Consider the following 14,654-nt stretch of genomic DNA (forward strand, 5'->3'; position numbering starts at 1 on the left):
TGTGACAAATATAAAAAAGTGGTTAATGTACGAACCTTAAAATTCGTTAAATTTTATTTTTTACTCTCGATAGTTGTAAAAATGTTATTTACATCTTCTTTAAAATCAAACCAAATAATTTCAGGATCTTTACGAAACCAAGTTCCTTGACGTTTGGCAAACCTTCGAGAATTTTTCTTTATTTCTTCAATAGCAAACTCTTTGGTGAAATTCCCATCAAAATATTCAAATAGTTCTCTATAACCTACCGTTTGTAATGCGTTTAACTCTTTATATTGGTGTAATTGTTTAGCTTCTTCAATTAGACCATTTTCAACCATAATATCTACTCGATGGTTGATACGATCGTACATAATTTCTCTATCTGCTTTTAAACCAATTTTTATAATTTGAAAATTGCGGGGAGCTTTTGGTTTGTTTTTAAAAGAGCTATATGTTTCTCCTGTTCCAATACAAATTTCCAAGGCACGAATTAATCGATGTGGATTGTCAATAGCAATTGTATTGTAGGTTTCAATATCTAATTCTTTTAATAGCTTTTGAAGATGTTCAATTCCTTTATTTTCAAGTTCAGTAGTTAAATCAATCCTAATTTGAGGGGCTACATCAGGAAATTCATCAAAACCCTTTAAAACTGCATCAACATACAATCCACTACCACCTACCATAATTTGAATAGGGTTTTCAGCAAACAATTCGTCAAGTTTTGCTAAAGCATCTTTTTCAAACTGGCCTACAGAATAATCTTCAAAAATACTACGATTTTGAATGAAGTGATGTGGGGCAGCAGCTAGTTCATCTGGATCAGGAACCGCTGTTCCTATAGTCATTTCTTTATAAAACTGACGAGAATCACACGAAATAATTTCACAGTTAAAATGTTGGGCTAGTTTAATACTTAACGCCGTTTTTCCAATAGCCGTAGCTCCTACAATTGTAATTAAGGTATTTGTTTGTGGCATTTAGTTCAGTTTTGTTCCGCAATGATAGCAAAATTCTGCATCATCTTTATGACCTTCGTACGAGCAATTTGAGCAAGATTGAGTATTTAAATCTACTTTCTTTTTTGTCATTTCAGAACTCACAATTCCTGTAGGAATAGCAATAATAGCATAACCAATAATTACGGTTATACTCGCTATAAACTGTCCTAAAGCAGTTTGTGGCGCAATGTCACCGTAACCAACTGTAGTAAGGGTTACGATGGACCAATAAATACTTCTAGGAATGCTGGTAAAACCATTTTCTGCACCTTCAATAAAATACATAATAGAACCTAAAATGATACAGATGATGAGTACAAAATAAAGGAATACCCCAATTTTAGCTTTACTGGCATTTAATGCCTTAATAAGTTGATTAGACTCACCTATATACCTTGATACTTTAAGAATTCTAAAAACTCTTAATAAACGTAAAGCTCTTAAAGCTATTAAGCTACTATGTGAGCCTACAAAGAAGAAGGTAAAATACATAGGAACTGTTGATAAGAAATCTATAATTCCATAAAAACTAAAAATATATTTAGTTGGTTTATTGATAGATATAATTCTTAGAATGTATTCTATTGAAAAAAGAATTGTAATAATCCACTCTGATATATATAAAAAAGTATGGTGCTTTTTATCAAAACTATCTACACTTTCTAGCATTACCAATATGATACTTGCTAAAATAGCAAATAACAACACGATATCAAATAACCTTCCAGCAGGAGTATCTGCTTCATAAATTATTTCGTGTAATTTATCCCTCCAATTAAGTGATTTTTCTTCCAAAACAGTAAATTATTGAGTGGTTTACAACAATATTACAAATTATTTTCAACTTGTAATCGTACAATTTTAGACACTTTGTTCTTTAACAAGTAGTTTTTAATTATCGTTTTTGCTAGCTCTTTGTTTTCAATAGGAGTCAGCATTGATTTTAAGATAGATAACTGATTTTCTTGAAAAGCTAAGTTTGTATATGTGTAACCTATTACTTCATTACTTTCTATTAAAATCACAGCGTGTTCTTCTGGAATACGACCTTTATCAATAATCATCATGTGATCATGATTAAAGTTTTTATCTGCAATTTTTTTTCTTCTAATAATATTGTATTTAGGTCTTAATTTTTCTAGTTCTAAATGATATTTAAGACGTGTAAAAAGTAAATTACCAGTTTCATTAAAAGTAACTTCCGAAGCTCTTTTTGCTATTTTTAAACCTTTTCTGGTTTCTGTTAAAAAAAGCTTATTTACTTCATGTTTCATATTGTTTCCTCTACCAATGTAAATAATACTGCCTTCTTTATTGTGAATGTAGTATACTCCTTGTTTTTCTGGTAGACCGTCTAATATTTTTTGAACTCGAAATTTTTCGTGTCTATTATCAAAATACTTGATGGATTGTTGGATAATCTCTTTTTCGGTGTCTTTTTCTAATAGTAATTTAAATAATTGTATGGTAGCTAATGCATCGCCTGTAGCTCTATGACGGTCAGACATTGGAATACCAATAAATCTACACAACTTACCTAAACTATGTGAAGGAGCTTCAGAAATCAGTTTTTTGCTAAGGGTAACAGTACACAACGTATTACGCTTATAATCATAACCAAGACGGTTGAATTCTGTTCGTAAAATTCGATAATCGAAATTGGCATTGTGAGCAACAACAAAGCAACCTTCTGTAATTTCAACGATTCGTTTTGCTATTTCATAAAATTTCGGAGCATTTCGGAGCATTTTATTGTTAATTCCTGTTAGTTTAACAACAAATTCTTGGATTTCTCTTTCCGGATTCACTAAACTAATAAATTGATCTACGACTTGATGTCCATCAAATTTATAAATAGCAATTTCAGTAATTCCTTCTTCGTTATACTTTCCTCCAGTAGTCTCTATGTCTAAAATAGCGTACAATTCTCTCTTTTTTTAGCAGATTTATGTAAATCTAAGCAATATAATTTCTAACTCCAAAAATAGAGCTTCCTATTCGTACCATATTACTTCCGTTTTCAATGGCTAATTCATAATCTCCACTCATTCCCATAGATAGAGTAGTTAGATTCGGATATTTTTCTTGATTTTTATTGAAGAAGCTCGCTAACGATGAAAATTCATCTTGTAATTGCTCTTGATTCTCCGTAAATGTTGCCATTCCCATCAATCCAACGATTTTGATGTTCTTTAACTCTTTTAACTCATCCGATGCTAAAATTTCTTCTATTTTGTTAAAAGGTAATCCGAATTTGGTATCTTCTTTGGCTATGCGAGCTTGTAATAAACAATTAATAACTCTATTATGTTTTTTAGCTTGTTTGTCAATTTCTTGTAAGGTTTTAAAACTATCTACACCATGAATTAAATGCACAAAATGTGCCATGTATTTAACTTTATTACGTTGTAAGTGTCCAATCATGTGCCATTGAATATCCTTTGGAAGTTCATCATATTTGGTAACCATTTCTTGAATTTTGTTTTCTCCAAATACACGTTGCCCCGCATCGTAAGCTTCTTGTAAATCGGAAACAGGTTTCGTTTTTGAAACTGCTACTAAAGTTACATGTTCTGGTAAACTTGATTTTATTTTTTGAAGATTTTCTTTAATTCCTGTCATAATAATAACTGTGTGTACTGGAAACAGTACTAAAATTCGTAAATAGTTAAAGCACTGCGTAATTTAGGCTCTATGTATGTAGTTTTAGGAGGCATCATTAAACCTGCATCTACAATAGTTTTTAATTCTGCGATGTTGGTAGGTAACATTCCAAAAGAAACTTTAAACTCCCCACTATCAACCTTAGTTTTTAATTCCAATCCGTCTGATTTATTTTGAGAATACACAATTTTAGAAGCATTTCTAATATCATCTATTCCTAAAATAGGTTGTAATACCGTTGTATATAAAATATATGCATCTAACTCGCTTAGGCAATCTGTGAATTTATAGAGTGATTTACGCAAATACAAGGCATAAAATTCACCATTTAAATACATGCTAAAATGATGTTTTTCTTTAGGTTTATACAATTCTTGTCCACGATTTTCTATTCTGAAGTGCGTGTCTAATTCAATCAGTAATTCTTCAGGAGTTAATCCGTTCAAATCTTTAATAAATCTATTGAACTCGTAAATTTTCAACTGGCTTTCTGGTAATAGATAACTCATAAAAAAATTGTAGTCTTCTTTACCTGTATGCTCTGGATTGTTTTCAGCTAAGTTTTGAGCTAATAAACAAGAAGAAGTAGAGCGATGGTGTCCGTCAGCAATATATAAAGTATTTACTTGTTGAAATGCTTCAGAAATTTGAGCTACATCCTTGCTATCATTAACGACCCACAAAAAATGTAAATCTCTATCGGAAGTAGAAAATTCGTATTCTGGTCGTTGTTCCTGATATTTTTGTATGATTGAATTTATTACCTCATTATCAGGGTAAGTAAGTAAAACCGGTTCTGCATTAAAACCTGTATTTTTTAAATAGTTTTCAAACAATAACTCACGTTCTCTTAAAGTGTCTTCATGTTTTTTTATAACATTGCTATGGTAATCTTCAACAGAAGTTGCAGCTATAATTCCACAGAAATTATCGGAAGGAGTTATTTTTTGATATACATAAAAAGCGGGAGTTTCATCTTGTTTAAAAACTTCGTTCTCTTTAAACTCCAAATAACGATTATGCACCAATTTAAAGCGTTGTTCCCCAGTTACATCTTGTTTATGATATTTATACCCAGGATTAATTACATGTAAAAATGTATACGGATTAAAGTCTAACTTTGCTCCAATTTCCGCAGGGGTGTAAATTTCATATGATTTAGAAGAAACTAACGCTACTTTATCACGAGTAGCTCTTACCGCTTTAAAAGGTTTTACAATCGCCATGAATTATTCGCTTAACAATTTTATAATTTTATTGGCTAACTCAACTCCAATTCTTTCTTGCGCTTCTATAGTAGACGCTCCAATATGAGGAGTCATAGAAATTTCAGGATTCATTAATAATTGAATTTCAGGAGTTGGTTGATTTTCAAATACGTCTAATCCAGCATATTTAACTTTGCCACTTTCAATAGCATTTACTAAATCAACTTCATTTAAAACACTTCCTCTTGAAGTATTAATAATTCCAACCCCATCTTTCATTTTATCTAACTGGGCAGCTTCTATAACATACTCTTCTTGTGCTGGTAAATGCAAGGTTACAAAATCAGATTTTGATAAAACATCATTTAACGATTGTGTTTTTACAGAAAAATTAACTGATTGTCCATCGAAAAAAGAAATTGTAATAGTTGCATTCTCAACTTCAGTATCAGTCGCTACTATTTTCATGCCCAATCCTAAAGCCATTTTAGCTACCTCTTGTCCGATATGACCAAAACCTACAATACCTAAAGTTTTACCTCTCAATTCAATTCCTTGAGAAAATTGCCTTTTTAATAAATTGAAACTCAGGTCGCCTTCTAAAGGCATCTCACGATTGGATTGATGTAAAAAACGAACCATTCCGAATAAATGCGCAAATACTAGTTCTGCAATTGAAGTAGCAGAAGCATCTTCGCTATTCACAACGTGAACTCCATTATCAATAGCATAATCAACATCAATATTATCCATCTCGGTTCCTAAACAAGCAATAAGTTTAATGCTTGGGCAAGCATCAATTAACTCTTGTCGTACTTGTGTAGTATTACCTACTGTAATAGCATCAATAGTATGGTCGTTTATATAGTTTTCTAATTGCTTTTGTGCAACTTTAGTGTTTATTACTTCAAAGCCTTTGTCTTCTAAAGTTTGTATTCCGCTAGCGGAAATTCCATCGGTCACTAATATCTTCATCGTTCTTTATATTAAAAATGCCATTATAAAAAATGACGTTGTATCTAACTTATTCTTTCTAATTCTTGCATTACATCTACTAAGGCCTGAACACTGTATAAAGGTAAGGCGTTGTACATGCTTGCACGGTAACCACCAACACTTCTATGACCGTGTAATCCATTAATGTTAGCTTCTTGCCACATTTTATCAAACTTAGCTTGTAAGCTTTCATCGGTTAAAGTGAATGTTGCATTCATATGGCTGCGATCTTCAACAGTAGCAACTCCTCTAAACAAAGGGTTTCTATCTATTTCATTATAGAGTAACGCTGATTTTTTCTCGTTTACTTTTTCAATAAATTCAATTCCACCTAAATCTTTTAACCATTCTAAAGTTAGCATTGAAGTATATACTGGAAATACAGGAGGTGTATTAAACATGCTATCTTTATCGATAAACACTTGATAGTTTAACATTGAAGGAATTTGACGTTCAACTTTACCTAAAATGTCTTCTTTTATTACAACAAGGGTGGTACCAGCGGGTCCCATATTTTTTTGAGCTCCAGCATAGATTAAATCAAACTTTGAAAAATCTAATTGACGAGAAAAAATATCAGAACTCATATCACATACCACAGGAACCGAAGTTTCAGGAAAACTCTTCATTTGTGTTCCGTAAATGGTATTATTACTAGTACAATGGAAGTAATCTACATCCGTTGGAATTTGATATCCTTTCGGTATATATTTGAAATTTTGATCTTTAGAAGAAGCTACTTCTACTAATTCACCAAATAGTCTTGCTTCTTTAATTGCATTGCTACTCCAAGTTCCGGTATTTAAATACGCTGCTTTTTTATTTAATAAATTGTATGCAACCATTAAAAATTGCATACTTGCACCACCTTGTAAAAACAATGCTTTATAGCCTTTGTTTTCTAATCCTAATAACTCTAAAGCTAAACTTCTTGCTTTCTCAATTATCTCTACAAAAGGTTGACTTCTGTGAGAAATTTCAATTAAAGATAAGTTATCATTATTAAAATTAATAACCGCTTCAGAAGCTTTTTGAAGCACTTCCTCAGGTAAAATACAAGGACCTGCGCTAAAGTTGTGTTTTTTCATTTGTCAGTTGTGTTTTGTTACACAAAGGTGCAAATTTATACAGAGACTCTCTTTTAAATTTTTGATAAAAATTCTAGTGTATTTACCCCATCAGCATAATCCCATAACTTAGGATATTGCGTTTGTCCGAACTCAATTTCATTTTCGATAAAATTGTTAGCTACAACACACTGAATTTGCTCTCTATCTTCCCACAACTTAATTTTTAAATCATCAGTATTGTCATAATACTCATAAAAAACAGAAGCGATAGGAGAGGCGTAACTTTCATCTTCTTTAATCATTAAAAAACCATTCTCTAAAATATCAAACTCGCTCATTAAATACACCGCTTTGTTGTAATCGTAATTGTTAGCGTATTTAATATTGTTGATTATTTCATGTTGTTGGTACATTCCATTGAAAAACGCATCAAAGTTATAGTTCTTTGGGATGAATATTTTTGAAACCGAACGACATCCTAATCCGAAATAACGGAAAACATCTTCACTTAAACATTGCATTTGTTTTTCAGATTCGTTACCTGTTAATACAGCAACAGAATTCCTATTCTTTCGGATGATATTAGGCTTACCTTTAAAATAATATTCGAAATAACGAGCGGTATTATTACTTCCCGTAGCAATCACTGCATCAAAACCAGTCAGTTTTTCTTCAGTAAATGATATTTTACCTTTCAATTTAGGTTCAACATACTCCAAATATTTAGCTAAAAAGGGTAATATGTGTTTATCATTAGACGATTGTTTAACTAAAACTGAATGACCAGAGATTAATACTGATAAAAAGTCGTGAAATCCAACTAAAGGAATATTTCCAGCCATAATAACGGCAACTAACTTAGCATTATTTCCTCCTAAATTTTCTTTAGAAGTCCATTCTGTTAAATTATCAGAAGTCAATGCCTTTGTCCAGTTTTCAATTGAAAACAGTAAGTTTTCTCTTGTAAACCATGTATTATTTTCTTCTGCTATTTTAAGCTGATGTTTAAATCCGTCAAAAAACAATTCGTTATGTTCTATACCTTCTTTTTTCTCTATTTTCTCTTGAGAAAACTGGCTTAAAAATTCTCCTAGTTTATGAAAAGCGTTAATTCTACTTTTTATACTATCCATTTATTTGGTTCTAAATTAAATTGGAACTATTTTTGCGTGTGCAAAGTTACAAAACTGAAAGAGATTAATTATGGCAATTATAATAACAGATGAATGTATAAATTGTGGGGCTTGTGAACCTGAATGTCCAAACACAGCTATTTACGAAGGAGCTGATGATTGGAAATATGCAGATGGAACTGATTTAACAGGTAATATTGTTTTACCAAACGGTAAATCTGCCAATGCAGACGAAGATCAAGAGCCTATTTCTGATGAGATTTATTACATCGTTGCTGATAAATGTACTGAATGTAAAGGTTTTCATGAAGAACCACAATGTGCTGCAGTTTGCCCTGTAGATTGTTGTGTTCCTGATGAAGATAATGTAGAAACAGAAGAGGAGTTATTAGCGAAACAACGTTTTATGCATAACGAATAGAAAGTAATTATACTTTTAAATAGAACAAAAAATCCCGAGAATATTCTCGGGATTTTTTTGTTTTACGTGACTATCTTTTTAAAGTTTAAAACCTAATCTAGTAAAGAAATAAGCTCCATCTGATCCCATTTGTACAGAATCAGCTAATCCTCCTTGATCTGTCCACCCATCAAATTGTGGAGTAGGGTACACGTTAAAAATGTTATTTCCTCCAATAGTAAAGGTTATTTTATCAGTAAAAGCATAACTTAAACTTAAGTCAGTTGTAATTTTACTTTCATAAATGTCAGTAGCTACAGAATATAAAGCGTCTGCTTCTGCTTGAGTAGTTGCAGGTGATTCAACCCATTGAAAATCTTGTAATTGTACTTCGCTAAATTTAGTAAAGTTTAAAGATACATCAAGCTTTTTGTAACCATACCCTAGATTTAAGCCAAATTTATGGTCTGGAGCTGCAGCTTTTAAATACGCCTCAGAAAAAGGACTGAAAAATGTAAATCTATTTAAATTACCATTATTTATTTTTTCAATTTCAGTGTCATTAAAATTACCTACTAAACCTACATTAACTCTGTGTTCATCAAAGGTTTTTTTATAGTTTAAAACAATATCTATCCCTTGAGTTTTGGTGTCGACACCATTTGCAAAGAACTGAGCTGCATCAACTCCTAAATTTAATCCTGATGCATCAAAGTTATCCGTTAAAATAATACGATCATCAACCGTAATTGAATAGGCATCAATTGTAGCTGTAAATCCGCCTATTTTATAGGTAAAACCTAAACTAGCATTAAAAGCAGTTTCTTCTTTTAGCTGTTCTATACCAAAAGCTTTAGTTACGGTACTGTTGTTAGCAGATAACAATGAAGGAAGAGACTCTCCATTTACAATATTGGTAAATTTTAAATTATAATATAATTGAGCCAATGAGGGAGCTCTAAATCCTGAAGAAATAGAACCTCTTAATGTTAAATTGTCACTCGCTTTAAATCTTGAGGCTAACTTAAAATTAAAAGTACTTCCAAAGTCACTATAATCTTCAAAGCGAAGAGCTGCACCTACTAAAAATTTCTCAGTAAAGTTAAATTCCGAATCAAAATAGAGACCTACATTACTTCTAGAACGGTCCACTTCATTATCTGGACCATATCCAGGGAATCCTTGAGACCCTCCAGGTAGTTCATCTCCATTACCATCAACAGCAACAGGTTGAACAGCAGGATTTGTCATTAAAACTCCATTATCATCATATAACCCATATGAAGCTTCTTCTCCAGAAAAAATGATAAAGTTTTCTGTTCTGTATTCTAGTCCAAAAGCTAAGTTAACTCCACTCATTAAATCCTCTAAATATTTGGTAAAATCTAATCCTGTAGTATTTTGTGATAAACTATGCCCTCCAGCATTAAAATCAGTAGGAGAAGCGTCTTTCATCGAAGCATTATTAGAGTCTTTTATAAAGTAATGAAACTTGTTTTCTCCGTAGGTATTATTAAAATCAACTTCCCAACCATTTTCTAATTTATGTTTAATTCCTGTAGAAACTGAAATATCAGTGATATTTGAAGTAATTCTTGGAGTAAAACCATTTGGATGTATGCTTGGAACACTTCGATTATCACCATCTGCATAACTATCTCTTGAAAAAGCATAAGCATCGGTATCTCTATAATTTCTTCCTCCAAAAGCATATACTTCGGTGTTATCATTAATAGGTAAACTAGCATTTACCATAAAGTTAAACCCGTCAATAGCGGCGCTACCATATCCTTTACGCCAAGAAAACCCTGGTCTTAAGGTTCTTTCCTTAGATAATAGTTCGGTAGTAAAGTTTACAAAGCCTCCTTTATCATTCAGTTTAGCTCCGTAATTTAAGTCTAACTTAAAAGTTCCTCCATCAAAACTTTTGTCTTCTCCATCCAATCTATTCTTTCCTTCCACATTGTATAAAGTTTCACCAGTAGCTTCAGCCCATCCATCTCCAATTGCAGTACTAAAAGCACCATAACCTAAACTTCCTGAAACCCCATTGGTATTATCTTTTAAAACAATATTAATAACACCTGCAATAGCATCAGAACCATATTGAGCAGAAGCTCCGTCTCTTAAAACTTCAATTCTTTTAATTGCAGCGGAAGGAATTGCATTTAAATCGGTTCCTGAATTTCCACGCCCACGTGTCCCAAAAATGTTAACCAATGATGATTGATGACGTCTTTTTCCATTAATCAATACCAATGTTTGATCAGGTCCTAAGCCACGTAAAGAAGCAGGCACTATATGATCAGCACCATCAGAACCAGATTGTTTTGTAGCATTAAAGGATGGGGCTGCATATTGTAAAATATCATTGACTTCTACTTTACCATTTTTGGTAGCCAAGTCACCTACGTCAATAACATCAACTGGAACAGGAGTGTCTATTGCTGTTCTTCTTACATTTCTAGACCCTACAATAACAACTTCTTCTAGTTGTAACCCTTCTTGTAATATAATATCGAAGCTAGTTTTTCCATTGATAGGAATTTCTTGAGTTTCAAATCCCGAAAAACTCACAATAAGTATTCCATCATTAGCTACTTTTAAGGAGAACTCCCCATTAAAATCTGTAGCAGTTCCATTAGTAGTTCCTTTTTCTAGAATGTTAGCTCCTGGTAAAGGTTCATTATTGACATCCTTTACTGTTCCTTTTATTTGTATTTGAGCATGTATTACTTGTAATCCAAGAAATAAAAAGCAAATGACAAAAAGTTTTTGTTTAGACATAAGAAAAGCTTTTAGTTTATTAATATCTAAAAATAGTTAAAATCAACTAAAATCTTAAATAAATGTTAATTTTTTAATTAAGTGTTAATATATTAGTGTAATTGATGAGTTTTAAATAAATAGTGTTTTTAGAAAGCAAAGCATTATATTTGCACTCGCAAAATTTCAATAAAGACATAGAATGAAAGCTGGAATTGTAGGATTACCAAACGTAGGGAAATCAACCCTTTTTAACTGTTTATCAAACGCGAAGGCACAAAGTGCTAACTTTCCGTTTTGTACAATTGAACCAAATTTAGGAGTGGTAAATGTACCAGATACTCGTTTAGAAAAATTAGAGGAATTAGTAAATCCTGAAAGAGTATTGCCTGCAACTGTAGAGATTGTAGATATTGCAGGATTGGTAAAAGGAGCAAGTAAAGGTGAAGGTTTAGGAAATCAATTCTTAGCAAATATTCGAGAAACTGATGCTATCTTACACGTATTACGTTGTTTTGATAATGATAATATTGTACACGTTGATGGATCTGTAGACCCTATACGTGATAAAGAAACAATTGATATAGAACTTCAATTAAAAGATTTAGAAACAGTTCAAAAACGTTTAGAGCGTGTAAAAAGAACCGCTAAAACTGGTAACAAAGAAGCTCAGGTTGAGTTAGAAATTCTATTAAAAGTGGAAACAACTTTATTAGAAGGAAAATCTATACGTTCTATTGAGTTTACTGAAAAAGAAGATGAATTTGTAAAGCCATTACAATTCATTACAGCTAAACCTGTGTTATATGTTTGTAATGTTGATGAAGGTTCAGCAGTTTCAGGAAATGCTTATGTTGATAAGGTAAAAGAAGCTGTAGCTGATGAAAATGCAGAGGTAATTGTATTAGCTGTAGGTACAGAAGCTGATATTACAGAGTTGGAAGACTACGAAGAACGTCAAATGTTTTTAGCTGATATCGGATTAGAAGAGGCAGGAGTTTCTCGTTTAATTCGTTCAGCATATAAATTATTAAACTTACAAACTTATTTTACTGCGGGTGTTAAAGAAGTAAGAGCTTGGACTATTCCTGTAGGATCAACAGCACCACAAGCAGCTGGAGTAATTCATACTGACTTTGAAAAAGGGTTTATCCGTGCTGAAACTATTGGATATGATGATTTTGTTGCATATGGTAGTGAAACTAAAGTAAAAGAAGCTGGTAAAATGAGAGTAGAAGGAAAGGAATACATTGTTAAAGACGGTGATGTAATGCATTTTAGATTTAACGTGTAATTTTTTTAAAAGAATAAAGAATAAACTCCACTAATTTTTAGTGGAGTTTTTTTGTACCTTAGAATTCCAAATTCACTCACAATAATGCAACTCAAAAAACAAACATTTCAGTTTTTAAAAGACTTAAAAGAGAACAACAATCGTGATTGGTTTACAGAGCATAAAAAAGACTTTACTGAAGCCCAAAATAATGCGAAAGCTATTTATAAGAAGATTGAAGAAAACTTAAATAAACATGATGAGATTGATAAGTTTAAGTTGTTTAGAATTTATAGAGATGTGCGTTTTTCAAAAGATAAAACGCCTTATAAAACACATTTTGGAGGTTCTTTTCATAGAAAAAAACCAGAATTAAGAGGTGGGTACTATTTGCATATTTCTCATGGAGACAGTTTTGTTGCTGGTGGATTCTGGGAACCAAACAAAGAGGATCTTTTACGTATTCGTAAAGAGTTTGAAGTAGATGCTTCTGAAATTAGAGAGATTTTAAAAGAAAAGAACTACGTACAACATTTTGGAGGTAAACTAGAAGGAGATGAGCTTAAAACAGCTCCTAAAGGTTTTGATAAAACGCATCCAGATATCGATTTGATTCGTAAAAAAGGGTATGTTGCTATTCAACATTTTTCTGACGAAGAGGTTTTAGCTCCAGACTTTTTAACAAGAGTGGATGAAGCTTTTAAAGCATTGCGTCCGTTTTTTAATTACATGAGTGATGTATTAACAACAAACTTAAACGGAGAAAGTCTTTTAGATTAATTTAAGTTTAATCGAACTTCTCTTCTTAAATAAAAGTAGGTAACTATAGTTGATGAAATATCAGCAATAGGAAACGACATCCATACACCATTTACACCATAGAATTTAGGTAATATATATACCAAAGGAATTAAGAAAATACCTTGTTTTAACAGCGTTAAAAGTAAAGCGGGTAGCGCTTTTCCTGTTGCTTGAAAATAGGCAGCACCAATTAATTGAGTTGTAATTACAGGAGTTGCTAAAAAAGCTATAATTAAAGCATTTGGTGTACTGTTTAATAACTCTTTATCTTCTGTAAAAACACCTACTAACTCCGTTGGAAACAACATTATTGTGATAAAAATGATGATAGCTATTCCTGTACCAAAAAATATCGAAGTTTTAATACTTTCTTTAACTCGTTCTACGTTATTTGCTCCGTAATTATATCCAGCAATAGGTAAAAATCCTTGGGTTACTCCTAAAACAGGAAAAAGGGCAAACAACATAACCCTGTTAATGATACCATATATCGCAATTGATATTTCTCCTCCATATTTAAAAAGAGTGTAGTTTAAAACAATTGTTAATAAACTTATGGTTCCTTGTCTTACTACAGTTACACCTCCTAACGAAACAATTTCTTTTACAATTAAAAAATTGAGTTTAAAGTGTTTTGGGATAACTTTTAATTGAGTATTATTAGAAAGAAAAAACCATAAAATAAACAATCCACTAACAGCATAAGATATAGAAGTTGCTAATCCTGCACCAAACATTCCTAAATTCATAAATTTTATAAAAACAACATCTAAGAATATGTTAGCAACTGCAGGAAACAGCATAGTAAGCATAGCATAATTAGGTTTTCCTACTGCTCTAATAACAGGGTTTCCCATCATAGCAAAAGCTAAAAAAGGAACACCCCAAACGATTACGTTAAAATATTCGGTTGCAGGTACAATAATATCTCCATTAGCACCAAAAAGTTGTAAAATAGGTGTACTAAAAAAGGTTCCTAAAAGCACAAAAATTACTGAAAGTACAATAGTTAATGATATTTGGTTTCCAAAAACTTCAAAAGCCTTATCAGCTTTATTAGCACCTAATGCTCTGGAAATTATAGAGCTTCCTCCAATTCCAACTCCCATTCCTATAGATGAGATTAAAAAAGCAATTGGCAATACTACAGTGATAGCTGCAATAGCCAACACTCCAATCCATCTTCCAACAAAAATAGTGTCTACTATCATGTTAATTGACATCACCAAAATACCTATAGATGCAGGAATAGCTTGTTTTAAAAGAAGTTGACTAATACTTTTTGTACCTAAGTCGTCAGCGATTCTATTCATGTTGCCTAAATTAACACGAAAAATCGTTCTAATTTAAAATCTACGTT

Annotated in this window: 13 protein-coding genes; 3 read left to right on the top strand and 10 right to left on the bottom strand. The window is 31.9% G+C overall.

Annotated elements, in window-relative coordinates; all coding sequences use genetic code 11:
- Window positions 1-53 precede the first annotated feature (53 nt).
- Genes miaA through C8N26_RS07200 form a run of 8 tightly spaced genes read right to left on the bottom strand, consistent with a single transcriptional unit; the run spans window position 54 to window position 8,054 of the window.
- Complete coding sequence (gene miaA, locus C8N26_RS07165; RefSeq protein ID WP_120186702.1) at window positions 54-962, bottom strand: tRNA (adenosine(37)-N6)-dimethylallyltransferase MiaA; 909 nt, start codon at window positions 960-962, stop codon at window positions 54-56.
- Window positions 963-1,778 carry an ion transporter gene (locus C8N26_RS07170; RefSeq protein WP_028892015.1) on the bottom strand — a complete coding sequence of 272 codons (816 nt, stop codon included), beginning with the start codon at window positions 1,776-1,778 and terminating at the stop codon, window positions 963-965.
- 32 nt (window positions 1,779-1,810) lie between these two features.
- Window positions 1,811-2,908 carry an exonuclease domain-containing protein gene (locus tag C8N26_RS07175; RefSeq protein WP_120186703.1) on the bottom strand — a complete coding sequence of 366 codons (1,098 nt, stop codon included), beginning with the start codon at window positions 2,906-2,908 and terminating at the stop codon, window positions 1,811-1,813.
- 31 nt (window positions 2,909-2,939) lie between these two features.
- Window positions 2,940-3,605, bottom strand: coding sequence for a YggS family pyridoxal phosphate-dependent enzyme (locus C8N26_RS07180; RefSeq protein WP_120186704.1), 666 nt, complete (start codon window positions 3,603-3,605; stop codon window positions 2,940-2,942).
- Window positions 3,606-3,634: 29 nt separating this feature from the next.
- The gene (locus C8N26_RS07185; RefSeq protein WP_120186705.1) at window positions 3,635-4,873 is read right to left on the bottom strand and encodes a DUF1015 domain-containing protein; all 1,239 of its coding nucleotides are present in this window, start codon (window positions 4,871-4,873) and stop codon (window positions 3,635-3,637) included.
- Window positions 4,874-4,876: 3 nt separating this feature from the next.
- Window positions 4,877-5,830, bottom strand: a complete 954-nt coding sequence (locus C8N26_RS07190; RefSeq protein ID WP_120186706.1) for a D-2-hydroxyacid dehydrogenase — start codon at window positions 5,828-5,830, stop codon at window positions 4,877-4,879.
- 44 nt (window positions 5,831-5,874) lie between these two features.
- Complete coding sequence (gene serC, locus C8N26_RS07195; RefSeq protein ID WP_120186707.1) at window positions 5,875-6,939, bottom strand: 3-phosphoserine/phosphohydroxythreonine transaminase; 1,065 nt, start codon at window positions 6,937-6,939, stop codon at window positions 5,875-5,877.
- Between the two features lie 53 nt (window positions 6,940-6,992).
- The gene (locus tag C8N26_RS07200) at window positions 6,993-8,054 is read right to left on the bottom strand and encodes an acyl-CoA reductase (RefSeq protein WP_120186708.1); all 1,062 of its coding nucleotides are present in this window, start codon (window positions 8,052-8,054) and stop codon (window positions 6,993-6,995) included.
- A gap of 70 nt (window positions 8,055-8,124) precedes the next feature.
- On the opposite strand from C8N26_RS07200, the gene C8N26_RS07205 reads away from it, so the two are divergent.
- Window positions 8,125-8,475 carry a 4Fe-4S dicluster domain-containing protein gene (locus C8N26_RS07205; protein ID WP_028892008.1) on the top strand — a complete coding sequence of 117 codons (351 nt, stop codon included), beginning with the start codon at window positions 8,125-8,127 and terminating at the stop codon, window positions 8,473-8,475.
- Window positions 8,476-8,553: 78 nt separating this feature from the next.
- Here C8N26_RS07205 and C8N26_RS07210 read toward each other — a convergent pair whose 3' ends face one another.
- Window positions 8,554-11,241 (bottom strand): TonB-dependent receptor, encoded by a 2,688-nt coding sequence (locus C8N26_RS07210; protein WP_120186709.1) that lies wholly within the window; start codon window positions 11,239-11,241, stop codon window positions 8,554-8,556.
- A 181-nt stretch (window positions 11,242-11,422) separates the two neighbouring features.
- On the opposite strand from C8N26_RS07210, the gene ychF reads away from it, so the two are divergent.
- On the top strand, window positions 11,423-12,514 hold the full coding sequence (ychF, locus tag C8N26_RS07215) for a redox-regulated ATPase YchF (protein ID WP_120186710.1): 1,092 nt from the start codon (window positions 11,423-11,425) through the stop codon (window positions 12,512-12,514).
- Between the two features lie 84 nt (window positions 12,515-12,598).
- Window positions 12,599-13,273: a DUF2461 domain-containing protein gene (locus C8N26_RS07220; protein WP_120186711.1), complete on the top strand. Its 675-nt coding sequence runs from the start codon at window positions 12,599-12,601 to the stop codon at window positions 13,271-13,273.
- Here the strand turns inward: C8N26_RS07220 and C8N26_RS07225 are convergent.
- Window positions 13,270-14,607 carry an MATE family efflux transporter gene (locus C8N26_RS07225; protein WP_120186712.1) on the bottom strand — a complete coding sequence of 446 codons (1,338 nt, stop codon included), beginning with the start codon at window positions 14,605-14,607 and terminating at the stop codon, window positions 13,270-13,272. The genes C8N26_RS07220 and C8N26_RS07225 overlap by 4 nt on opposite strands.
- Between the last annotated feature and the right edge of the window lie 47 nt (window positions 14,608-14,654).

Origin of the sequence: Tenacibaculum lutimaris, assembly GCF_003610735.1 — a bacterium.
GTDB lineage: Bacteria > Bacteroidota > Bacteroidia > Flavobacteriales > Flavobacteriaceae > Polaribacter > Polaribacter lutimaris.